Source organism: Burkholderia sp. RF4-BP95 (assembly GCF_001521985.1).
GTDB classification, from domain to species: Bacteria; Pseudomonadota; Gammaproteobacteria; order Burkholderiales; family Burkholderiaceae; genus Burkholderia; species Burkholderia diffusa.
In genome coordinates, this window is record NZ_LOSX01000056.1 from 205,379 (window position 1) to 228,557 (window position 23,179).

Sequence of the window (23,179 nt, forward strand, 5' to 3'; positions counted from 1 at the left end):
CGGGGCTGGCCCTGCCAGCCGCCCGTCGCGAAACCCCGCACGCTCCGGCCTGCGGGGTTTTGTTTTTTCAGGCGTCCGCGACGTCCGGAACGTCGAGGGCCGCGGGCGGCGGCGTGCGCATCGCGTCGACCACCGCGCGCATGCGCCGCCAGTGCGACCCTTCCCAGAACACGCGCCGGCACACGTCGCACGCGGCAAAGCGCCGGTGCCGCTGCCGGACGCCGTCCGGCACGCGCGGGGCGGCGTCCGCCGCATCGAGCGCGTGCAGCGGCGCGTTGCAGCGCAGGCACAGCCGGAACGGCCGCATGTGCGGCGCGAGGTCGAGCCGCGCGAACAGCTCGCGCAACTGCGCGTCGGGCTGCTGCGCGTGCAGGTAGCAGCCGCGTGCGACCGCGCGGCGCTTCAGCAGCTCGCGGTCGCGGGTCAGCACGATCCGGCCTTCGCGCGAGGCGAGCGCGACGAGTTCGTCGTCGCGGTAGTGGTTGTCGTAGCAGGTGTCGAAGCCGGCGAGGCGCAGCAGCTGCGCAAGGCCGCCGAGATGCGCGTCGGCGACGAAGCGCCAATGGTCCGGTCGCGGCAGCAGCGATGCGCCCGCCGGCTGCGCGCGCTCCGGATGGATGTCGACGCGGTCGCCGTCGCCGAGCGGCCGGTCGAGGCCGGACGGTGCGCCGTTCACGCAGAGCCGGCCGATTTCCGTATGCGGGACGCCGAGCGCCTCGATCGCATGCTTGACCGTCGCGTCGCGGGCAAACGCGTGCGCAAACGCGCGCTCGCGCTGGGCGCGAGCGAGAAACGCGTTCAGTTCGCCGTGGAAGCGGAAGGTCGCGGTCGCCATCCGGGCAGTATCGCACCGCGCACCGCGCGCCGCGCGCCGCGCGCCGCCCGGCGCCGGGGCTGCAGGTCACCGCCATCTGTGTTTAACTCCACGCTTCACGAGTCGAAGGAGCGGGAAATGGATCTCGGATTTATCGGGCTGGGCGAAATGGGGCAGGCGATCGCGACGAACTTGCTGAAGGCAGGGCATGCCGTGCGGGTCTGGAACCGGTCGCGCGAGCGTGCCGAGCCGCTCGCCGCGCTCGGTGCGCAGATCGTCGCGACGCCGGCCGACGCGTTTCGCGGCGATGCCGTGTTCTCGATGCTCGCCGACGATGCCGCGGCGCGCGAAGTATTCGACGACGCACTGCTCGCGCAGGCGCCGCGCGGCCTGATTCACGTGAACATGGCCACGGTGTCGGTCGCGCTCGCCGAGTCGCTCGCGCACGCGCATGCGTCGCGCGGTCTCGCGTACGTTGCCGCGCCCGTGATGGGGCGCCCGGACGTCGCGGCCGCCGCGCGCCTGACGATCATGGCCGGCGGCCCGGCCGAGGCCATCGACCGCGTGCAGCCGCTGTTCGACGCGATCGGCCAGAAGACCTGGCGCTTCGGCTCGCTGCCGCAGCATGCGAACGTCGCGAAGATCGCGGCGAATTTCACGCTCGCGTCTGCGATCGAGACGCTCGGCGAGGCGTCCGCGCTGCTCGGCGCGCACGGCGTCGCGATGCGCGACTTCCTCGACGTGATCACGAACAGCGTGTTTCCGGGGCCGGTCTACGAAGGCTACGGCGGGATGATCGCCGAGCGCAGCTACGAACCCGCGCGTTTCAAGGCGCGCCTCGGGCTGAAGGACGTGCGCCTCGCGCTGCAGGCCGGCGACGCCGCCTCGGTCCCGCTGCCGGTGGCGAGCGTCGTGCGCGACAGCCTGCTCGATGCGCTCGCGCACGGCGGCGGCGAACAGGACTTCGCGGTGCTCGGCGAAGTCGCGCTGCGCCGCGCGGGCCGCTGAGCCGGCGCGGGACAGATACGCCGCGCGCGCGGCATAATCGACATTTCGTTTCTCTTTCGATCGGGGTGGGCATGAACCTGCATACGTGGTGGCTTTTCGTGGCGACGGTGTTCGTCGTGTCGGCGATTCCGGGTCCGAACATGCTGCTCGTGATGACGCACGGCGCGCGGCACGGGCTGCGGCGTTCGGTATGGACGATGGCCGGCTGCCTCACCGCGCTGGTGCTGATGCTGTCGGTGTCGGCGGCGGGCCTCGGCGCCGTGCTCGAGGCATGGCCGGCGATGTTCAACACGTTGCGCTTTGCAGGCGCGGCCTATCTGATCTATCTCGGCGTGAAGGCGTGGCGCGCGCGCGTCGACGACGAGCAGCCCGCGACCGACGTCGAAACCGTGTCGCGCCAGGTCGCGTCGGCATCGCGCTGGGTGCTGTTCCGCAACGGTTTCCTGGTCGCGGGCAGTAACCCGAAGGCGATCCTGTTCGCGGCCGCGCTGCTGCCGCAGTTCATCAACGCATCCGAGCCGACGCTGCCGCAGTTCGGCATCCTCGTCGTCACGTTCGCGGTGATCGAGGTCAGCTGGTATCTCGTCTATGCGTCGTTCGGCACGCGCATCGGCGCGACGCTGAAGAGCCAGAGCGTCGCGAAGGTCTTCAACCGGCTGACGGGCGGCCTCTTCGTCGGCTTCGGCGCGATGATGGCGCTGGTTCGTCACTGAATTCGGCCCGCGCGGTCCGCCGGACGCCCCGCACCTCGTCAGAGGGCGGGGCGTTTTCCTGTCCGGGCCCGCATCACGCGCGCGGCCATGCGGCGGCGCCGGCCCGGCGGCCGGCCGACCAGCCGAATGCCGCGGCCGCGCCCGCGAATGCGAAGCCGACGCCGCACACGGCGCTCCACCCGCCCCATGCCCATGCGCTGCCCGCGAGCGCCGCGCCGAGCGCCCCGCCGACGAAGAACAACCCGACGAACAGCCCGTTCAGACGTCCGCGCGCGGCCGGATTCAGCAGGTTGATTTCGCGGCGGCCGATCGTCTGGTCGACGATCACGCCCGCATCGAGCAGCGCCGCGCCGCTGGCCAGCAGCGCCAGCGCGAGCCCGCGGTGCGCCGACGTATCGAAGCCGAACCAGCCGGCGCCGGCGATGCCGAGCACGGTGAGCGCGGCGAGCATCGTCACGTGCGCGATGCGCTGCGCGGCCGGGCCGTGGCCGCGATCGCCGGCGCGGCCGGCCAGCGGCGTGACGATCGCGCCGCTCGCGCCGGCGAACGCGAACAGCGCGATTCCGTGCAGGTCGAGGCCGAACGGCGGCTGCGCCAGCCGCAGCCCGACGGCGGTCCAGAACGCGCTGAACGCGGCCATCGCGAGCGCGGCCGACAGCGCATGTCGGCGCAGCACGGGTTCGTCGGCCAGCAGGCGGCCCATCGACGCGAGCAGCGCGCGATAGCCGGCCGTCATCGGCGGCACGCGCGGCGGCAAGCGTAGCGCGAGCACCGCCGCGATCCCCGCGTTCGCGAGCGCGGCCAGCGCATAGAACGCGCGCCAGCCGGCCGTGCCCGCGATCAGGCTGGCGAGTGGCCGCGACAGCAGGATGCCGAGCATCAATCCGCTCATCACGTTGCCGACCGCTCGCCCGCGCTGCGCTTCGGGCGCCATCGACGCGGCCATCGGCACCAGCATCTGGATCACGCTCGACGCGGCGCCCGCGGCCAGCGTCGCGAGCAGGAAGACGGTGCCGGATCGCGTGAACGCCGGCAGTGCGAGCGCGGCCGCGCACGCGACGAGCGTCGCGACGATCAGACGGCGGTTCTCGAGCAGGTCGACGAGCGGCACCAGCAGCACGAGGCCCGCTGCGTAGCCGAGCTGCGGCAGCATCGCGACGAGGCCCGCGAGGCCGGACGGCAGCCGCAGGTCCGCGCTGATCGGGCCGGTCAACGGCTGCGCGGCGAACAGGTCCATCACGATCACGCCGACCGTCGCGGCGAAGAAGAGCGTCATGCCCGCACTGAGTGCGGGCGGCGGTGCGCCGCGCGCGGGGTGGCCGGCGGGCGAGCAGGAATCGGCAGGGCAGTTCATCGGAAGCCTGGGTTTCGAGCGAAGGAATCCCCATCGTAGGCGCCCGATGTTTATGCGACAATTGAAATATGTCTAACATGATTATGCGAGTTTGCTTTGAATACGCGTGATCTCCAGGCGTTCGTCGCGGTGGTCGACAGCGGGTCGATGGTCGCCGCCGCCGCGAAGCTTCATCTGACGCAGCCGGGCCTCACGCGACGCGTGCAGAACCTCGAAACGCTGCTGGGCATGCCGCTGCTCGAGCGGCAGAGCAAGCCGCTGAAGCCGACGGCCGCCGGGCGCGACGTCTATGCGCTCGCGCGCAACGTGCTGGGTGCGGTCGATGAATTGATGGCGGCCGGCGCGCCCGACAGCGAGCCGTCCGGCGAACTGCGCATCGGCGTGCCGCCGTTCCTGTCCGAGCTGGCGCTCGAGCGGCCGATCGACCGGCTGCGCGACACGTTTCCGCGGCTGACGCTGCGCGTGACGGCCGGCTGGTCGCCGGCGCTGGTGCAGGGCATCGAGCGCGGCACGCTCGACGTGGCGACGGTCATGGTGCCGGCCAGCGCGGCGCTACCCGACACGCTGACGGCCACGCTGCTCGGCACGCAGCCGACTGTACTCGTCGCCGCGCGCGACTTCTCGCTGCCCGACGGCCCGCTGTCGCTCGACGTGCTGTCGGGTTTTCCGTGGGTGCTGAGCCAGGACGGTTGCGGGATGCGATCGGCGCTGAGCCGTGCGCTCGGCGCGGCCGGGCTGCCGTTCGACGTCGCGGTCGAGGCGTTCGGTTCGGAGTTGCAGCTGTCGCTCGTGGCGCGCGGCGCGGGCATCGGGATCGCGTCGCCGAATGCGCTGGCGCGCAGTGCGCATCGCGATGCACTGAGGGTGGTGGAAACGGCGGGGCTGGAGACGCGGATCAACGTATGGATCGTGCACGGCGCACTGCCGGGCCGCCTGACGCGGCCGGTCGCGCTGCTGCGCGATGCGCTGGGCGAGGTGCTCGACCGGGAGATCGAGAAGGGGTCAGGTGCGAACTAGCGCGCTAGAGTGCGCATTCGAGGGAAAATCCTGATTTTCTCTACGGAAATGTTGCAATGCAGAAATCGATTCGCTATAGTTACACCTGTCTCCTCCATGTCTCCTCTGATATGGATTCAGCCCGCCTCTTAGGCGGGCTTTTTTTTGCCCGCGTTTTTTGCACGGGCCCTCCGTTCGTCCTCTGTCCGTCCTCCGTCGCCGGCGTCAGAACTTGTAGGTCATCCCGACGTAGCTGATGATCGGGTCGGCCTTCAGGTCCGATTTCGACTCGGCGAGCACCGTGCCGTCGGCCGCCTTGATCGTCACCGTCGACGTCGTCTTCAGCGGGATATACGTCACCGACGCCACCAGCCCGAAATGCTCCGTCATGTTGTACTGCAGGCCCGCGTTGAACACCGGCTGCCATGACGACGACGCCTTCGCTTCCACCGATGTCGTACCCGGCTTGCCCGCGCCCGCCGCGAGGATCGCGCCGAGGTTGTCCTGCGTCTGCTTGATGAAGTTCGTGTTGAGCTGCAGGTCGCTGAACCAGTTGTACGACACGCCGAGGCCGAGGAACGGCCGGAATTTCGCGTTCGCCGCCCCGAAGTAATACTGCAGGATCGCCGCCGGGCTCCACTGCCGCACGCTCTTCACGATCGGATTGACCGAGGCCAGCCCGATGTTCTGCGTGCCGAGCGCGCCGGCAGGGCCGGGCGGCTTGATCGTGCCCTGGCCCGACACCTTGAACACCGGCGGCACGCCGGCCACCGACGTGACCGCGATGTGGTCGGTCAGGAAGTGGCTGACCGTCAGGCCGACCGTATCGGCGCCGCTCGTACGCAGCCCGGTGCCCGGCGACGTGAACGACGGCGGCAGCCGCAGCGGCGTGTTGATCGGCGTCGGCGCGACGTTGGTCGTCATCGGCGTGCTGCTTTGCTGCGGCATCACGTGGAACCAGCCCAGCGTGACGACGTTGCTGCCGGCGCTCTGCGCGTGCGCCGCGAGCGGCGCCAGCGCGGCGGCGCCGGCCGCCGCGCAAAGAAGGGTCTTCTTCATCACGGCTGCCTCCGCTTACTGGACGAACGCGCCGATCGTGAAATACGGCGTCGAACCCGCGTTGTCGAGGAAACCGAACACGCCACCCGTGAAGATGAACTTGCCGGTCGGCGACGTGCTGCCCGAACCCGTGTGGATCGTCGTGACCGTGCCCGGCACCTTCTGCGTGTAGTCCAGGTCGAGCGCGGTCGCGAGCGATGCCTGCGACGGCTGGAACGGATCGAGCAGCGTGGCCTGCTTGTCGATCAGCGCGGTGGTCCGGTAGTCGAACTGGCTGTCGACGCCGATGTATTCGCCGTTCTGCGAGCCGGCGGCGATCGCGGTCTGCGGCGAGAGGATCGAGATGCTCGATTCGTCGTCGGCGGTCAGGCCCGGCACGCCGTTGCTGTCGGGCGTCGGGTTCGGGTTCGCGACGCCCGTGCGCACGAGGATCGGCACCAGCTGGTTGCGCAGCTTGCCGACGATCATGAAGCCCTTGCCCTGCGGCGTCGCCGACAGCGTCGGCTTCAACTGGCTCTGGTAGTTGTTGCTCTGGAATGCACCGCTGCCGTCGGCCGACTGCACGAAGTTCGTGCCCTGCTGCACGCACGCGCCGCCGGCGAACTGGCCGGTCGTGTCGCACTTGGTCCACGTGCCGTCCGCGTTGATCGTCACCTTGGCATCGATCGACGCCGGCGCGAATTTCTGCGACGGCACTTCGCCGAAGCCGATGTGGCTGTACGTGCCCGCGACCTTCGTGATGTCGGTTTCGATCGACGAGAAGCCGATGAACGGGTAGTACGGGAATTTCGTGTCGGGCACCGCGGCCTGGCCGAGCACGCCGTCGAACTGGATCTCCTTGCCGGGAATCGTGCCGCCCGCGACGCCGAAGCCGACGAAGATGCGCGCCGGACGCGATGCGTCGAGGCTCGCGCCGTTCAGCCGGAATGCGCACTGGTTCAGCTTGTTGGTCGGCAGCAGCGTTTCCTGCGTGAGCGTGCCGCTGTCGACGGTGCCCGCGCGGGTCGGCGTGACGGTGCCGGTCTTTTGCGGAACCGCCGATTCGACGTAGGTGACCTGCCAGGTCATCTTGGTCGTATCGAGCTGGACCTTGGCCAGTTCGCCGCTGCCCGCGCCGCCGGTAAACACGGTGCTGTAGTCGAGCGTCGCGGGGCAGAGCCGGTCTTCGACGAGCGGAGGCGGGTTGTCGCTGCCGCCGCCGCATGCGGAAAGAAGGGGGGCGGCAAGGGCCGCCGCCAGAACGAGGTTGCGCTTCATGTTGCTCCTCCAGATTTGTCTTGTCAGGCGGCCGGCTCCCTGTCGACCGCTTCTGTTGCTTGTGCTCGTGCTGCGTGCGCCGTGCCGGGCGCCGTCGTTTCGTGCCTTCCCTGCATCCCGCGGCGGCGCACCGGCCGCCGCCGCGTCCCCGATCGTTACTTGCTGATCTGTGCGCCCACGCCGAAGTACGGTGTCGACGACGTGCTCGCGTTCGCCGACGTCGACGTGACGCCGCCGTTCACCGTGCCCTGGATGAGCGCCGCGTACAGGCCGCCCGTCGCGATCACCACGCCCGATGCGGACGGGTAGGTCGCGCCGCTCGCCGGCGTCGTCGCCGTGTTGAGCAGGCCCGGCGTTCCCTGGCCGTAGTCGAGCGTGAAGGCGTCTTCCTCTGCCTGCGTGGTCGGGTTGATGAACGACGCGTTGCTGCCGCGGATCAGTGCGGCCGTGTACTTGAAGTTCGAATCGGCGCCCGCGTAGCCGCCGTCGATCGCGCCCGACTGGATCGCGGTCGCCGCGCCGAGCACCGCGATGCCCGATTCGTCGTCGACTTGTGCGTCGGCGTGCAGCGGCGGCGTGCCGAGGTTCACGTTGCCCGTGCGCACGACCACCGGCACGGTCGCGCCGTTGAGCTGGCCGATCACCATGTGCGCGGTGGCCGACTTGCCGGTCGCGCCGATCAGCGGCAGCCGCGTCTGCGGCAGGATCTGCGGCGCCTTCGCGCTGTTGAGGTAGCCGCCGCTCGCGTTCGCCGTCCACGGATCGCCGGTCGTCTGGCAGCCGCCGGCATTCGTCGACGTGCATGCGCCGTTCGTGTCGAACGTCTCGCTCGAATTCGTGCCCTTCGTCGCGTAGTTGCTCGACGGCACGAGGTGGTAGATCAGCGCGTTGTACGTGCCGGGCAGCTTCGTGAGGTCGGTCGTCGTGTTCGCGAAGCCGAGGAACGGATAGAAGTCGAAGTGGCGGTTCGGCACCTGGCCGACGTTCTGGATCACGCCCGGGATGATCGTCAGCCCGTCGTACTGAACCGTCGCGCCGGGGATGCCGCCGCCCGCGACGCCCATGCCGACCAGCAGCATCGGCGGGTTCGCCTGGTTGAAGTCGGCGGCCGTCGAATAGGTCGAGCCGTTCGGTGCCGTGCCCGAACCCGGCGTGAGCACGAACGCGCAGCGCGTCTGCTCCGCGGTCGGCAGCGTGCCGGTCGGCGGGTGGATGACCTTGCCGGTGATCGTGGTGCCGGCGCGGCTCGGCGTGACCGTGCCGGTCGCGAGCGGAATCGGCGATTCGAGCCACTTGAGCGTGTACGTCATCGCGACCGCGTCGATGTTGACGCTGACGATCTCGCCGCTACCGGCGCCGCCGAGGTACGTGCTCTTCACGATGTCGGCGTTGGCCGGGCACAGCGCGCCGTTTATGGGCTGCGACGGCGGCGGCCCTTGCGTGCCGCAGCTCGATCCGGAACATTGGGGCGCTTCGATCGGCGCGGGCGAGCCGCCGTCCCCTCCACCACAGGCAATCAGGAAAGGGGCGATGGCAAAGGCCGTTGCCACCCCCTTCGATAAGGCGTGCGACATGCCGCTGTCTCCAATCGTTTAATTGTGCGAGCTAATGTCGCTGTCTGGATTTTTGCTGTCAATTGATGAACTCGTCTAAAAAAGGCGATTGAAACAGCGTGCACGCAATGAATCCTTGCAGAATCTGGATTTCAGTAAGAATTAAAACGCGTGGAGGGTGCTAGAGTGCTGCCGAAGTGGGGCGGCTGCCACGCACGGACGGCTCTCGAGGCCCTCACGCGTATAACGGCAGCGTTTAAAGCGGCGGTATCCGGTTTATCCCTATTCGGGATTGACTGGATAAAATGGGGTTAATTAATCAATCGGTAATCGCGCAATGGAAAGCTTGTAAATATTTGTAAATACGCGAACCGGATTTTATTGATTGCCTGATACGGGAAAATAAAAAGCCGGCCAGCGGCCGGCTTTGCATCGTATGCAAGCGGAATCAGCGCTTGAGGCCTGCATCCTCGGCGGCGCCGATGTTGAGGTTCATGCACTGGATCGCGGCGCCCGATGCGCCCTTGCCCAGGTTGTCGAGGCGCGCGATCGTGACGAAGCGCTCTTCGTTGCCGAACACGAACAGGTCGACGCGGTTCGTGTCGTTGTTCGCCTGCACGTCGAAGAAACCGCTGTCGAGGTTCGCATCCGCGTTGAACGGCGCGACGTGCACGAACGGCTCGTCCGCGTAGTACTCGGCGAACACGCGCTGCACGTCCTGCGGCGTCGCGCGCTTCGCGAGCTGCTCGGGCGAGAAGTAGGTCGTCACGGCAAGGCCCTTCAGGAACGGGCCGACGATCGGCGTGAAGATCGGCGCGTGCGTGAGGCCCGTGTGCGCGGCCATTTCCGGCAGGTGCTTGTGCGCGAGCGCGAGCGCATACGGACGCGGGCTCGCGAGCTTGCCGCCCGGCGCCGCGTTTTCGTATTCGGCGATCATCGACTTGCCGCCGCCGCTGTAGCCGGTGATCGAATAGCTGTGCGCGGCGAAGGTCGGCGCGACGATGCCGGCATCGACGAGCGGACGCATCGCGAGCACGAACGCCGAGGCATGGCAGCCCGGCACGGCGATGCGCTTCGACGTGCGAATCTTCTCGCGTTGCGCGCGCGTCAGTTCCGGCAGGCCGTATGCCCAGTCGGCGCTCGTGCGGAACGCGGTGCTCGCGTCGATCAGCGTCGTGTTCGGGTTCTCGACCAGCGATGCCGATTCGCGCGACGCGACGTCCGGCAGGCACAGGAACGTGACGTCCGATGCGTTGATCAGGCGGCGGCGCTCGTCGACGTCCTTGCGCTTCGCTTCATCGATGCGCAGGATCTCGATGTCGTTGCGCGCCGACAGGTATTCGAAGATCTTGAGGCCGGTCGTACCTTCCTGGCCGTCGACAAAAACTTTGGTGCTCATTTCGTTCTCGCTGAATGAAACGGGAGCCGCGGCGCCCTGAAACCGCCATTTTAAGACCTCATCCGGCGGGCCTGCACCGCGCGGGGCAAAAAAAGGACGGCCCGCGGGCCGTCTTGTGTCCCTCGTGCGCGCCTGCGCCGCATTGCCGCGTCACCGGCGGCGCGAGCGGGCGCGCGTGCCGCCGCGTTCGTTCAGCGGCCGCCGGCCAGCCAGCGGGCGGTCGCGTCGGCGACGCGCCGGCCGAACGCCTTCGCGGTCTCGAGGTCGCCGGGCAGCGGGCCCTCGTCGGGCGTCGCGTCCGCCGGCGACTGCGCGAGCAGGCCCGTGAAGCCGCCGACGTAGTTGATGTCGTTGCGGGTGGCCGCCTTCGAGTTGGCCGGCATCATGCCCGTGCCGACCCACACCATCCCATGTTGCATCGCCAGCGTGACGAAATACTGAATCGTCGAGAACTTGTCGCCGTTCATCGTCGCGGAGTTCGTGAAGCCCGCGGCGATCTTGTCCTTCCACTTCTGCGTGAACCACGGTTTCGACGTGGCATCGGCGAACTGCTTGAACTGCGCGGACGGGCCGCCCATGTAGGTCGGCGCGCCGAAGACGATCGCGTCCGCCGCGTCGAGCGCGGCCCAGCCCGCGTCGTCGAGTTCGCCGACGGCGATCAGGCGTGCGGTGGCGCCGGCGTCCTGCGCGCCTGCGTGGACGGCTTCGGCCAGTTTCTGCGTGTGACCGTAGCCGCTGTGATAGACGATGACGATGTTCGACATGAAGCGTTCTCCGGAAGGGGACGACACGGCGGGCGCCGCGGCCTGCCGCGTCACGCGCCGCGGTCGGGCGGCGCGACGGATGCGCGGCGGGATGCCGCGACCGGTGCCGCCGAGTCTAGCAAGCCGAAATGACGGGAGAAAAGCACGCACGCGGCGTGGGGAAATTCGCGGGCGCGGGCGATCGCGGCCGGAGACACGCGCAATGGGGCAGGCGGCGGCGCATGCGCGCTCACTGTCCGTAAGTGACCGTGAGCCGTGCGGTGCCGATCGCCAGCGTGCCGATCTCGTGCTCGAACATCGGGGCGGGGCGCCCTTGCGCGACGCGCAGGTCCGTGCCCTTCAGCGCATAGACGGTGATCACGTAGCGGTGCGGCTTGCCGGGCGGCGGGCACGGGCCGCCGTAGCCGTCGATCCCGAAGTCGTTGCGCGCCTCGCTCGCGCCGATGCGGCGCAGGAAGCCCGACGCGCTCGCGTCGGCCGGCAGGCTCGTGACGCTCGCCGGGATGCCGGCGACGGCCCAGTGCCACCAGCCGTGCCCCGGCGCATCGGGATCGAAGATCGTGATCGCGTAGCCGTGCGTGCCGGGGGGCGGGTTGCGCCAGCTGAGCTGCGGCGAACGGTTGCCGCCCTTGCAGTCGCCGCGGTCGAACACGTTCGCGGCGCTGACGCGCCCGCCGGGCGTCAGGTCGTTGCTCGACACGGTGAACGGGCCTTCCGCCCGCGCGGGCAGGATGGCGAACGCGACGCACGCGGCGGCGCAGGGAAGGGCGGCGATGAACGGCGAAGGACGACCCGGGGACGCAGGCGAAGTGATCCGGCGATCCACACGCATATGGCGCTTCTCCCGTCACGTGGGCCGGGCCGATGCTCCCGGCATTGTTGGCGTTGTGCGTTGCCCGCGCAGCTGATGGCGACGATGGATCAAGTCTAGCATTAGGGTTCGATGAGCGATGCATGCCGCGGCCCGCGATTGGGGCCGCCCCGATGCGCATCGGTGGACGAAAAAAAACCGCTCGCGGTCAGGCGAGCGGCTCTTTCGGCCAGGGTGCCGGCTGCGTGCCGGCCCGGCATTACTCCTTCGGGGCCGTCGCGCCGCCGTGCGCGGCCGACCACTCGGCCGGCGCGTGCAGGAACTTCTCGACTTCGTCCAGCGTCTTGGTCTCGAAGTAGCCCGATGCCTTCGCGACGCGCAGCACGTCCCACCAGGTCGCCAGCGCGTGCAGGTCGACGTCGATGTCCTTCAGGACCGACACGCTTTCCTTGAAGATGTTGTAGTGGAACAGCACGAAGCAGTGGTTCACCGTCGCGCCCGCGGTGCGCAGCGCATTGACGAAGTTGATCTTGCTGCGGCTGTCGGTCGTCAGGTCTTCCACGAGCAGCACGCGCGAGCCTTCTTCCAGATGACCCTCGATCTGCGCGTTGCGGCCGAAACCCTTCGGCTTCTTGCGAACGTACTGCATCGGCACCATCATCCGATCCGCGAGCCATGCCGCGAACGGGATGCCGGCCGTCTCGCCGCCCGCCACCGAGTCGATCTGCTCGAAGCCGACGTCGCGCATGATCGTCGTTTCAGCCATTTCCATCAGCGCACGACGCACGCGCGGATACGAGATCAGCTTGCGGCAGTCGATATAGACGGGGCTTGCCCAGCCGGACGTGAAGATGAACGGTTTTTCGGCATTGAAGTGCACCGCCTGCACTTCGAGCAGGATTTTGGCGGTCGTATCCGAGATCGACTGACGATCGTAGCCTGTCATGGGCATTCCTTGGGTGATGAGCGAAGAGCGGGCGCGGGCCCGGTGGCGCAGCAAGGGGAACCTGCCCGAGGGGCCGGGGTGCGATCGGCGGGCCGACCGCATCGCTGCGCGCGTAGCCCGCTATTTTACCCGATCCAGGCCGGTTTTCGGCGGAATTCCCGCAGGTTCGGCGTGCGGCTCACCACCGGCGAAACAAACGGGGTTGGATCGCCTCGATGCGGATGCGGAGGATGCGGCGCCGCACCAACGGACGGCATTTAGGGGGTGTACACTAGGCGACCCTTAGAAATCGTTCAGTACTTTGTACTTTCCTCTTGCTACCCGCCAAGGTTCGATGGCGTGCCGATCCGGCGCGCTGCGTGCCGTCTCGCAGTCGACCACCCCTTCGATTCAAGCAGACGCGGCCCAAGGTGCTGTGTACTGAACCGTCAAAATTTCGCATGTCTCTCGCAGGTCAATCATGGACGAACAACTGAAGCAGGCCGCTCTCGCTTATCACCTGAACCCGAAACCCGGCAAGATTTCGGTCACCCCGACCAAGCCGCTGTCGAACCAGCTCGATCTGTCGCTCGCGTATTCGCCGGGCGTCGCCGCCGCGTGCGAGGCGATCCACGCCGATCCGCTCGACGCGCAGAAGTACACGTCGCGCGGCAACCTCGTCGGCGTCATCACGAACGGCACGGCCGTGCTGGGCCTCGGCAACATCGGCCCGCTGGCCGCGAAGCCGGTGATGGAAGGCAAGGGCTGCCTGTTCAAGAAGTTCGCGGGCATCGACGTGTTCGATATCGAACTCTCGGAGTCCGACCCCGACAAGCTCGTCGAGGCGATCGCGATGCTCGAGCCGACGCTCGGCGGCATCAACCTCGAGGACATCAAGGCGCCGGAATGCTTCTACATCGAGCAGAAGCTGCGCGAGCGCATGAAGATCCCCGTCTTCCACGACGACCAGCACGGCACCGCGATCATCGCGTCGGCCGCGATCCTGAACGGCCTGAAGGTGGTCGGCAAGAAGTTGTCCGAAGTGAAGCTCGTGTGCTCGGGCGCGGGCGCGGCGGCGATCGCGTGTCTGGACCTGCTGGTGAACCTCGGCCTCACGAAGTCGAACATCCTCGTCGCCGACTCGAAGGGCGTGATCTACGAAGGGCGCGGCAACCTCGACCCGTCGAAGCAGCGCTATGCGGCGACCACCGACGCACGCACGCTCGCCGACGCGATCGTCGGCGCGGACGTGTTCCTCGGCTGCTCAAGCGCGGGCGTGCTGAAGCAGGACATGGTCAAGACGATGGGCGACCGCCCGCTGATCCTGGCGCTCGCGAACCCGGAACCGGAAATCCGCCCGGAAGACGCGAAGGCCGTGCGCCCGGACGCGATCGTCGCGACCGGCCGTTCGGACTACCCGAACCAGGTCAACAACGTGCTGTGCTTCCCGTTCATCTTCCGCGGCGCGCTCGACGTCGGCGCGACGACGATCACGGAAGAAATGAAGCTCGCGTGCGTGCGCGCGATCGCCGAGCTGGCCGAGGAAACCGACCAGAGCGAGGAAGTCGCGAAGGCGTATGAAGGCCACTCGCTCGAGTTCGGGCCGGAATACCTGATTCCGAAGCCGTTCGATCCGCGCCTGATCATCAAGATCGCGCCGGCCGTCGCGCAGGCCGCGATGGATTCGGGCGTCGCCACGCGTCCGATCCAGGACATGGACGCATACCGCGAGCAGCTCGGCGCGACCGTTTACCGCACCGGCATGGTGATGCGCCCGGTGTTCGCGACCGCGAAGAAGAAGCAGGCGCGCATCGTGTTCGCCGAGGGCGAGGACGAGCGCGTGCTGCGCGCCGCGCAGTTCGTGCTGCAGGAAAAGATCGCGAAGCCGATCATCGTCGGCCGTCCGTCGGTCGTCGAGATGCGCCTCGCGAAGATCGGCTCGAAGCTGAAGGCCGGCGTCGATTTCGAGATCGTGAATCCGGAAGACGACACGCGCTACCACCGCTACTGGCAGGCGTACCACGAGATCGGCGCGCGCGACGGCGTCACGCCGGAAGTCGCGAAGGCCGCGCTGCGCAAGTTCAACACGCTGATCGGCGCGATGCTCGTGCATCTGGGCGATGCGGACGGGATGATCTGCGGGATGATCGACACGTACCACACGCACCTGAAGTTCATCGAGCAGGTGCTGGGCCGTGCGAAGGGCGCCGAGCACTTCGCGGCGATGAACCTGCTGATGCTGCCGGGCCGCAACCTGTTCCTGTGCGACACGTACGTGAACGAACTGCCGAGCGCCGAACAGCTCGCCGACATGACGATCCAGGCGGCCGCCGAGATCGAGCGCTTCGGCATCGTGCCGAAGGCCGCGCTGCTGTCGAATTCGAACTTTGGCAGCGCGCCGTCGACGTCGTCGCGCCGCATGGCCGAAGCCCGCAAGCTGATCAGCGAGCGTGCGCCGAACCTCGAGGTCGACGGCGAAATGCACGGCGACGCGGCGCTGTCGGAAGCGGTCCGCAAGGCCGCATTCCCGGGCACGACGCTGTCGGGCGAAGCGAACCTGCTGATCATGCCGAACGTCGAAGCGGCGAACATCGCGTACAACCTGCTGAAGATGGTCGGCGGCGAAGGCGTGACGGTCGGCCCGCTCCTGCTCGGCGCGGCGAAGCCGGTCCACATCCTGACGCCGGCCGCGACCGTGCGCCGGATCATCAACATGACGGCAGTGGCCGCCGCGAACGCGAACACGAAGTAAGTTCGCGCCCGCGTGTGCCGCGCATCGCGCGCGGCGCAATGAAAAACGCCACGGAACCTGCGTTCCGTGGCGTTTTTTTATGAACCGCCTCCGCGCGGAGGCGGACGTCCCGACCGCGAACGCCCGCCGCGCGCCGTTACGCGACCTGCTGGCGCGACTGCCCGCCCGTCGGCGAACGCCACTTCGCGAGCAGCGTGTTCCACTTCTGGCGAACCGCGCGCAGGTTGTTCTCCTTCACGTGGCCGTAGCCGCGAATGCCGTCCGGCAGCGCCGCCAGCTCGAGCGCGAGCGGGCGGTTGGCCGCGTTCAGCCTGGTCAGCACCTCGCCGATCAGCGCTTCGTACTCGCCGATCAGTGCGCGCTCGGTGCGGCGCTCCTCGGTGCGGCCGAACGGGTCGAGGCCCGTGCCGCGCAGGAACTTCGCCTTCGCCAGCAACCGGAACGCCGACAGCATCCACGGGCCGTACGCCTTCTTCACGAGATGGCCGTGCGCGTCCGTCTTCGCGAACAGCGGCGGCGCGAGGTGGAACTTCAGTTTCCAGTCGCCTTCGAACTGCGACGACAGGCGCGCGAGGAACGCCGGATCGGACTGCAGCCGCGCGACCTCGTATTCGTCCTTGTACGCCATCAGCTTGAACAGGTTGCGCGCGACCGCTTCGGTCAGCGGTTCCTGCGCGGCGTCGCCGTCCGCCAGCGCGCGTTCGGCTGCCCGCACCGTGTCGACGAAGGCCGCATAGCGCGCCGCATACGCGGCGTTCTGGTACGCCGTGAGGAACGCCACGCGCTTCGCGATCAGTGCGTCGACCGCCTTCTTCGTATGCAGCGCGATCACCGTCGCGCCTTGCGCGGGGCGGGCGTCGCCGGCCGCGGCCTGCTTCACGCTCGCGAGGTCGTGCGCGGCGCGGCGGCCCCAGTCGAACGCCGCGCGGTTCTTCTCGACCGACACCGCGTTCAGCTCGATCGCGCGTTGGAGCGACGCGAGCGTGAGCGGCAGCCAGCCCTTCTGCCACGCGTAGCCGAGCACGAACGGGTTCGTGTAGATCGCGTCGCCGAGCAGCGCGACCGCGAAGCGGTTCGCGTCGATGAAGTCGACGGCTTCACCCGCCGCCGCGCGGATGTCGTTCTCCGCGGACAAACCCGGGAACGCCCAGTTCGGGTTCTTGATGAACTCGGCGGTCGGCGTCTGCGCGCTGTTGACGACCACGCGCGTCGTGTCGTGCCGCATCCGCGACGTGCATTCGTCGCCGGCCGTGACGATCGCGTCGCAGCCGATCACGAGGTCGGCTTCGCCCATCGCGATCCGCGTCGCGTGGATGTCGGTCGGCGCGTGCGAGATCTGCACGTGGCTCATCACGGCGCCGCCCTTCTGCGCGAGACCCGTGACGTCGAGCACGGTCACGCCCTTGTTCTCCAGGTGCGCGGCCATCCCGAGCAGCGCGCCGATGGTGACGACGCCCGTGCCGCCCACGCCCGTGACGAGCACGCCGTATGCACGGTCGATCGCCGGCAGCGTCGGCTCCGGAATCGGCGGCAGCGCACCGCCGTCCACCGACACGGCCTTGGGCTTCTTCAACTGGCCGCCTTCGACCGTGACGAAGCTCGGGCAGAAGCCCTTCACGCACGAGAAGTCCTTGTTGCAGCTCGACTGGTTGATCTGGCGCTTCGTGCCGAATTCGGTTTCCAGCGGCTCGACCGACAGGCAGTTCGACTTCACCGAGCAGTCGCCGCAGCCTTCGCACACCGCGTCGTTGATCACGACGCGCTTCGCCGGGTCCGGATACGTGCCGCGCTTGCGGCGGCGGCGCTTCTCGGTCGCGCAGGTCTGGTCGTAGATCAGGATCGTCGTGCCTTCGATCTCGCGCAGCTCGCGCTGCACGTCGTCGAGCTGGTCGCGGTGATGGATCGTCACGCCCGGCGCGAGCAGCGCCTTCTGGCTGTCGTACTTCTCCGGTTCGTCGGTGACGATCACGATCTTCTTCGCGCCTTCGGACGCGAGCTGGTGCGTGATCTGCGGCACCGTCAGCACGCCGTCGACCGGCTGGCCGCCCGTCATCGCGACCGCGTCGTTGTAGAGGATCTTGTAGGTGATGTTCGCCTTCGACGAGATCGCTGCGCGCACCGCCAGCAGGCCCGAGTGGAAATAGGTGCCGTCGCCGAGGTTCGCGAATACGTGCTTCTCGTCCGTGAACGGCGCCTGGCCGATCCACGGCACGCCTTCGCCGCCCATCTGGCTGAAGGTGCTCGTGTTGCGGTCCATCCAGACCGTCATGTAGTGGCAGCCGATCCCGGCGATCGCGCGCGAGCCTTCCGGCACGTTGGTCGACGTGTTGTGCGGGCAGCCCGAGCAGAACCACGGCTTGCGCTCGGTCTGCACGTGCGGCTTCGCGAGCGCCATTTCCTTCGCGTTGATCACCGCGAGCCGCGCGGCGATGCGTGCGCGCACGTCGGACGGCAGCTCGAACTTCTCAAGGCGCGTCGCGATCGCCTTCGCGATGATCGCGGGCGACAGTTCGTAGTGCGCGGGCAGCAGCCAGTTGCCCATCGGCACCGACCATTCGCCGCCGGCGCCGTCCTTCTCGTCGAACTTGCCGAACACGCGCGGGCGCTGCGCATCGGGCCAGTTGTACAGTTCTTCCTTGATCGCGTATTCGAGGATCTGGCGCTTTTCCTCGACGACGAGGATTTCGTCGAGGCCGCGCGCGAATGCCTGCGCGCCCTGCGCCTCGAGCGGCCACACGCAGCCGACCTTGTACAGGCGGATGCCGATCCGCGCGCAGGTTTCGTCGTCGAGACCGAGGTCCGTCAGCGCCTGGCGCACGTCGAGGTACGCCTTGCCGCCCGTCATGATCCCGAAGCGCGCATTCGGCGAATCGATCTCGATCCGGTCGAGCTTGTTCGCGCGCACATAGGCCAGCGCCGCGTACCACTTGTAGTCGAGCAGCCGCGCTTCCTGGACGAGCGGCGGGTCCGGCCAGCGGATGTTCAGGCCGCCTTCCGGCAGGATGAAATCCGTCGGCAGCACGATCTCGGTGCGATGCGGGTCGATGTCGACCGATGCCGACGATTCGACCACGTCCGTCACGCACTTGAGCGCGACCCACAGGCCCGAGTAGCGGCTCATCGCCCAGCCGTGCAGGCCGAAGTCGAGATATTCCTGCACGTTGGACGGGAACAGCACCGGCAGCCCGCAGGCCTTGAAGATGTGTTCGGACTGGTGCGCGAGCGTCGACGATTTCGCCGCGTGGTCGTCGCCGGCGAGCACGAGCACGCCGCCGTGCTGCGACGAGCCGGCCGAGTTCGCGTGCTTGAAGACGTCGCCGGTGCGGTCGACGCCCGGGCCCTTGCCGTACCACATGCCGAACACGCCGTCGTGCTTCGCGCCGGGATACAGGTTCACCTGCTGCGAGCCCCATACGGCGGTGGCGGCGAGATCTTCGTTGAGACCGGGCTGGAAGACGATCTGGTGGGCCGCGAGGTGCTGCTTGGCCTTCCAGAGCGAGAGGTCGAGGCCGCCGAGCGGCGAGCCGCGGTAACCGGAGATGAAGCCGGCCGTGTTGAGGCCGGCGGCGCGGTCGCGTTCCTGCTGGAGCATCGGCAGGCGCACGAGCGCCTGGATGCCACTCATGTAAGCGCGGCCGCGTTCGAGCGTGTATTTGTCGTCAAGCGTGACGGACTTCAGCGCGGCTTCGAGCGACGCGCGTTGGCCTGCGTCTAGCGGGGCATTCATTAACTGTCTCCTCCACCCAGTTTGGGATCACCAAAGCTTCGATTGCGTCGACGTCTTGTGGACGTGTCGGCAGTGGCCGGCATATTGGCCGGTTTTGAGTGATGGTAGCACTGGGATAAACCCGCCGCCCACCGGCCGACGGGCAGCGACGCGTCGACGAAACGGCGCGCGGCGATGCGTTACATCATGTAAAAGCATGTAAAGCCGGTCCCATCTTCGTACAAATGCCGTTAATCTTGTCGGCCTGCCGGAGGTGCCCGGCCGCGTCGGCACGTTTCGACGCAACCGGGGAGGCGCCGGCAGTTTTAAAGGAGGTGCAATGAACACACGTCATATCCAGAGTTTCCTGATCGTGTCCGCGGCGTTTTTCGCGATGACCGGCCCGGTGCACGCGCAAGGCGCGAGCGCACTGGCGGCAGCCGGCGCGCAGATGCGTCAGATCGCGCCGGCGCAGGCCGCCGATGCGCAACCGGCGGCCGCGCGCGTCGTCGTGTCGAAGGCGAACGTGCGTTGATCCGTTCGCGCGGCCGTCGGGCCGCGCCGGAACGATGCAAAAGACAAAAGGGCGGGAATCGCAAGATTCCCGCCCTTTTTTCCTGTGCCGCCGAGGCGCGCGCGGCCCCGGCTGCGGGGCGCCGCGCGGCCGTCTGCGTCAGGCCTTGTCCTGGACCACGCCGCGGCGGATCTGGTCGAGTTCGATCGATTCGAACAGCGCCTTGAAGTTGCCTTCGCCGAAGCCCTGATTCCCCTTGCGCTGGATGATCTCGAAGAAGATCGGGCCGATCTGGTTTTCGGTGAAGATCTGCAGCAGCAGGTCGTCGCGGGCGCCGTCGATCAGGATCTTGCGCTTCTTCAGTTCGTCCAGCGATTCGCCGTGGTTCGGCACGCGGCGGTCGACCAGTTCGTAATACGTGTCGATCGTGTCGAGCAGCTTCACACCCTTGCCGCGCAGGCCGTCGACCGCGCCGTAGATGTCGTTCGTGCCGAGCGCGATGTGCTGGATGCCTTCGCCGTGGTACGCGTCGAGGTATTCCTGGATCTGGCCGGCCGTGTCCGAGCCTTCCTCGTTGATCGGGATCCGGATCTTGCCGCACGGCGACGTCATCGCCTTCGACTTCACGCCCGTCACCTTGCCTTCGATGTCGAAGTAGCGCACTTCGCGGAAGTTGAACAGGCGCTCGTAGAACTCGGCCCATTCCTGCATGCGGCCGCGATGCACGTTGTGCGTCAGGTGGTCGATGTAGGTGAGACCATGGCCGACCGGATTCGGGTTCGCGCCGACGATCGGCTCGAAGTCGACGTCGTAGATGCTGATGTCGCCGATCGCGCCCGGCTGCGCGCCGTTCTTGCCGCGCCAGCGGTCGACGAAATAGATCAGCGAATCGCCGATGCCCTTGATCGCCGGGATGTTCAGCTCCATCGGGCCCGTCTTGTTGTCGAAGCCCCATGCGCCGAGCTCGAGCGCGTGCTTGTACGCCTTCGCGGCGTCCTGCACGCGGAACGCGATCGCGCAGATCGACGGGCCGTGCAGCCGCGCGAAGCGTTGCGCGAACGAATCGGGTTCGGCGTTGATGATGAAGTTGATGTCGCCCTGGCGGTAGACCGTCACGTCCTTGTGGCGATGGCGCGCGATCGCGGTGAAACCCATCCGCTCGAACAGTTGTCCGAGCGCTTTCGGATCCGGAGCGGTGTATTCGATGAATTCGAAGCCGTCGGTGCCGACGGGGTTGTCCCAGTTGGGGATCTGCATGTCGTGTCTCCTGTGCGGGGCGATCGGCCGGCGCGACGTGCGCGTGCGCGGCCCGGTTCGATGTCGAACGCGGCGCACGCGTCGGCGTGCGCAACGAATCGGTACGTGCGACAAAGTGTAGCGGGCGGGCGCGAGCGGAAACTTGCGAACTTGATCGTCCATACCTACGATGGCGCAATTTCCAGTCTCTGAACAATCATTGGAGGGCAGAAAATGGCGCAAGCCGAATTGGATGCCATCGACCGGCGGATTCTCGCGATTCTTCAGGAGAACGGCCGCCTGTCGAACCAGGAGATCGCCGAGCGCGTGAATCTGTCGCCGAGCCCGTGCCTGCGGCGGATCCGTCGGCTCGAGGAGATCGGCGTGATCACCGGCTACGTCGCGCTGCTCGATCCGCAGAAGCTTGGGCTCGACCTGCTCGCGTACGTGAGTGTGCGGCTCGAGAAGCGCGGCGGCGTGGTGCCGGTCCGTGCCGACGAGACGTCGGCGCGCGCCGGCGCGACCCACGCGGAACTGTTCCGCGCGGCCGTGCAGACCTGGCCGGAAGTGGTCGCGTGCCATGCGATGACGGGCGACATGGATTACCTGCTGCGCGTGCAGGTCGAGGACATGGCGCATTTCTCCCGGTTCGTGCAGGAGCATTTGCTGCACCATCCGTCGGTGATCGACGTGAAGACGAGCTTCTCGCTCGAGTGCTTCAAGGAGACGACGGCGTTGCCGATCCGGTCAGTGCGTTAGCGCGTGGCGCCGGGAAGCGAGAAAGGGAAGGTGGGCCGGGCGCCCCGCGAGGCAGCCCGGTCGGCCGATGTTACGCCGTCAGCGCGGCGGGCATCAGCGATTCGATGAACTTCGACGTGCGGTGCGCCTGGCGCTTGAGCGCGTAGTCGAATACCGCGGCCTGCTCCTGCAGCATCTCGGCGAGGATCGTCGAATGGTCGGCCGGCGGCAGCGACAGGTACGCATCGGCCTCGCCGTATGCGTATTCGATCCGCATCCCGGACTTCTTCGCGATGTGCATCATCGTCGCGTTGCGCGACAGGCAATGCATGTACAGCATCGTCACGCGGGTGTTGCGGCTGCGGATCGCCGCGCGCTCGAACAGCTTCGAGCCGACGCCGCGGCCGCGGGCGCTTTCGAGCACCGACACGCCGAATTCGGCCGTGCGCTTGTCGCCATCGGCGGGCAGGTACGCCAGGTGGCCGACGCCGATCAGCTCGAGCGCATGGTCGAACACGCCGAACACCGTGTCGCGACCGAAGTCGATCGTACGGACATAGTTCTCGATCACGTGGTCAGGCACCATTTGGCCGAAGCGCAGCAGGCGGTCCTCTTCGTTGAGCGAGAGAAAGTGGGTGAGCATTTGCTCACGGTCTTTGGAAGCCAGTTCCCTGACGAGAACCGGCGCAGTACCGGCGTGGCCGACTGCATCGGCACGGCGGTTGAGTTGCGTGTTCATCGTGGGTTCCTCAGTGTGTGGCTGCACCAGTGACTTGTGCAATGCAGCGCATTTTACCTGAGGGAGGTTGGGGAAAACCCGTATTTGACGTTATTTGTGCTGAGGGTGAATTCTAAATCCGCTTAGTTAATTCTCTATCTATTTGATTTTCAACGGATTTAAAATTCATCATATGAAACGCGCGGCGGCCTGTCGCAGTGTGCCCGCCGCGCAACGCATGCTGCTGCGCGGCAATCACGCGCCGGGCGACAGTCCGTGTTCCATCAGGTCGATCACCTGTTCGGCGAAGTCGCGGTAGCCGAGGCGGCCACCCGGCTTGAGCCATGTGAACGTCCAGTTGATCATCCCGAACACCATCATCGTGACCGACGTCTGGTTTTCCTTCGAGATTCGGTCCGGATAGGCGCGCGCGAGCTGGCGCGCGAATGCCGCGACGATGTCGCGCTGGCGGTCGAGCACGATTTCGCGCTGCGCGTCCTCGAGATACTTCACGTCGTTGAGCAGCGCGACATGGCGGCTGTGCGACGTCTCGTACTCGGCGAGAAATGCGCGCACCAGCTCGGCGAACGCGTCGCGCTCGCTGAGGCCGCGCCGCTGGCTCGCGCCTTCGACCTCGGCGATGATCAGCATCAAGCGCTTCGTGTAGCGGTCGAGCAGGTCGAACAGGATCGCTTCCTTGCTCTCGTAATAGTGATAGAGACGTGCCTTCGACGTGCCGCTCGCGGTCGCGAGATCGGACATCGACGTGCTTGGGTAGCTCGTCTGCGCGAATTTCTCGGCGGCGAGATCGAGGATCTGTTCGCGCTGGGATTCGTGGTCGGGCGCTCGGGTACGGGCCATG

General features: G+C 67.4%; 19 protein-coding genes. 6 read left to right on the forward strand and 13 right to left on the reverse strand.

From position 1 onward, the window contains the following. Positions 1-67 precede the first annotated feature (67 nt). Positions 68-835: a Mut7-C RNAse domain-containing protein gene (locus tag WS46_RS20530; RefSeq protein ID WP_059691559.1), complete on the reverse strand. Its 768-nt coding sequence runs from the start codon at positions 833-835 to the stop codon at positions 68-70. On the opposite strand from WS46_RS20530, the gene WS46_RS20535 reads away from it, so the two are divergent. Together WS46_RS20535 and WS46_RS20540 are read left to right on the forward strand one after the other, a co-directional pair. Beyond that, on the forward strand, positions 725-1,822 hold the full coding sequence (locus WS46_RS20535; protein ID WP_257130021.1) for an NAD(P)-dependent oxidoreductase: 1,098 nt from the start codon (positions 725-727) through the stop codon (positions 1,820-1,822). The two genes, WS46_RS20530 and WS46_RS20535, sit on opposite strands and share 111 nt — an antisense overlap. A gap of 71 nt (positions 1,823-1,893) precedes the next feature. Then, the gene (locus tag WS46_RS20540) at positions 1,894-2,535 is read left to right on the forward strand and encodes a LysE family translocator (RefSeq protein ID WP_059691560.1); all 642 of its coding nucleotides are present in this window, start codon (positions 1,894-1,896) and stop codon (positions 2,533-2,535) included. 73 nt (positions 2,536-2,608) lie between these two features. Here WS46_RS20540 and WS46_RS20545 read toward each other — a convergent pair whose 3' ends face one another. Further along, positions 2,609-3,889, reverse strand: coding sequence for an MFS transporter (locus WS46_RS20545; protein WP_059691561.1), 1,281 nt, complete (start codon positions 3,887-3,889; stop codon positions 2,609-2,611). A gap of 96 nt (positions 3,890-3,985) precedes the next feature. Between WS46_RS20545 and WS46_RS20550 the strand changes: the two genes are divergently transcribed. Further along, positions 3,986-4,906, forward strand: a complete 921-nt coding sequence (locus WS46_RS20550; RefSeq protein WP_059691562.1) for a LysR family transcriptional regulator — start codon at positions 3,986-3,988, stop codon at positions 4,904-4,906. 204 nt (positions 4,907-5,110) lie between these two features. On the opposite strand, the gene WS46_RS20555 is transcribed toward WS46_RS20550, so the two are convergent. From WS46_RS20555 to WS46_RS20585, 7 genes are all read right to left on the reverse strand, one after another. Further along, entirely contained in the window at positions 5,111-5,944 is an 834-nt protein-coding gene (locus WS46_RS20555) for an OmpW family protein (protein WP_059533397.1), read from the reverse strand. 15 nt (positions 5,945-5,959) lie between these two features. Beyond that, a complete protein-coding gene (locus tag WS46_RS20560; protein ID WP_059691563.1) occupies positions 5,960-7,201 on the reverse strand; it encodes a DUF2957 domain-containing protein in 1,242 nt (413 codons plus the stop codon). Positions 7,202-7,356: 155 nt separating this feature from the next. Beyond that, complete coding sequence (locus WS46_RS20565) at positions 7,357-8,775, reverse strand: DUF2957 domain-containing protein (RefSeq protein WP_059691564.1); 1,419 nt, start codon at positions 8,773-8,775, stop codon at positions 7,357-7,359. Positions 8,776-9,202: 427 nt separating this feature from the next. Beyond that, positions 9,203-10,153, reverse strand: a complete 951-nt coding sequence (gene argC / locus WS46_RS20570) for an N-acetyl-gamma-glutamyl-phosphate reductase (RefSeq protein ID WP_059691565.1) — start codon at positions 10,151-10,153, stop codon at positions 9,203-9,205. Positions 10,154-10,344: 191 nt separating this feature from the next. After that, the gene (locus WS46_RS20575) at positions 10,345-10,917 is read right to left on the reverse strand and encodes a flavodoxin family protein (RefSeq protein ID WP_059533389.1); all 573 of its coding nucleotides are present in this window, start codon (positions 10,915-10,917) and stop codon (positions 10,345-10,347) included. 229 nt (positions 10,918-11,146) lie between these two features. Beyond that, a complete protein-coding gene (locus WS46_RS20580) occupies positions 11,147-11,749 on the reverse strand; it encodes a YbhB/YbcL family Raf kinase inhibitor-like protein (protein WP_059691566.1) in 603 nt (200 codons plus the stop codon). Between the two features lie 238 nt (positions 11,750-11,987). Beyond that, positions 11,988-12,674: an orotate phosphoribosyltransferase gene (locus tag WS46_RS20585; RefSeq protein WP_006752465.1), complete on the reverse strand. Its 687-nt coding sequence runs from the start codon at positions 12,672-12,674 to the stop codon at positions 11,988-11,990. Positions 12,675-13,134: 460 nt separating this feature from the next. On the opposite strand from WS46_RS20585, the gene WS46_RS20590 reads away from it, so the two are divergent. After that, complete coding sequence (locus tag WS46_RS20590; protein WP_059691567.1) at positions 13,135-15,405, forward strand: NADP-dependent malic enzyme; 2,271 nt, start codon at positions 13,135-13,137, stop codon at positions 15,403-15,405. A 136-nt stretch (positions 15,406-15,541) separates the two neighbouring features. On the opposite strand, the gene WS46_RS20595 is transcribed toward WS46_RS20590, so the two are convergent. Next, on the reverse strand, positions 15,542-19,132 hold the full coding sequence (locus WS46_RS20595; protein WP_059691568.1) for an indolepyruvate ferredoxin oxidoreductase family protein: 3,591 nt from the start codon (positions 19,130-19,132) through the stop codon (positions 15,542-15,544). Positions 19,133-19,451: 319 nt separating this feature from the next. On the opposite strand from WS46_RS20595, the gene WS46_RS20600 reads away from it, so the two are divergent. After that, positions 19,452-19,646, forward strand: a complete 195-nt coding sequence (locus WS46_RS20600; protein WP_059533382.1) for a hypothetical protein — start codon at positions 19,452-19,454, stop codon at positions 19,644-19,646. Positions 19,647-19,784: 138 nt separating this feature from the next. Here the strand turns inward: WS46_RS20600 and hppD are convergent, their stop codons facing one another. After that, positions 19,785-20,882 (reverse strand): 4-hydroxyphenylpyruvate dioxygenase, encoded by a 1,098-nt coding sequence (hppD, locus tag WS46_RS20605; protein WP_059691569.1) that lies wholly within the window; start codon positions 20,880-20,882, stop codon positions 19,785-19,787. A 213-nt stretch (positions 20,883-21,095) separates the two neighbouring features. On the opposite strand from hppD, the gene WS46_RS20610 reads away from it, so the two are divergent. After that, positions 21,096-21,620 carry an Lrp/AsnC family transcriptional regulator gene (locus WS46_RS20610; protein WP_059691570.1) on the forward strand — a complete coding sequence of 175 codons (525 nt, stop codon included), beginning with the start codon at positions 21,096-21,098 and terminating at the stop codon, positions 21,618-21,620. A 70-nt stretch (positions 21,621-21,690) separates the two neighbouring features. Here WS46_RS20610 and WS46_RS20615 read toward each other — a convergent pair whose 3' ends face one another. After that, a complete protein-coding gene (locus WS46_RS20615; protein WP_059533379.1) occupies positions 21,691-22,338 on the reverse strand; it encodes a GNAT family N-acetyltransferase in 648 nt (215 codons plus the stop codon). 234 nt (positions 22,339-22,572) lie between these two features. Further along, positions 22,573-23,178: a TetR/AcrR family transcriptional regulator gene (locus tag WS46_RS20620; protein WP_059533377.1), complete on the reverse strand. Its 606-nt coding sequence runs from the start codon at positions 23,176-23,178 to the stop codon at positions 22,573-22,575. Position 23,179: the final 1 nt, after the last annotated feature.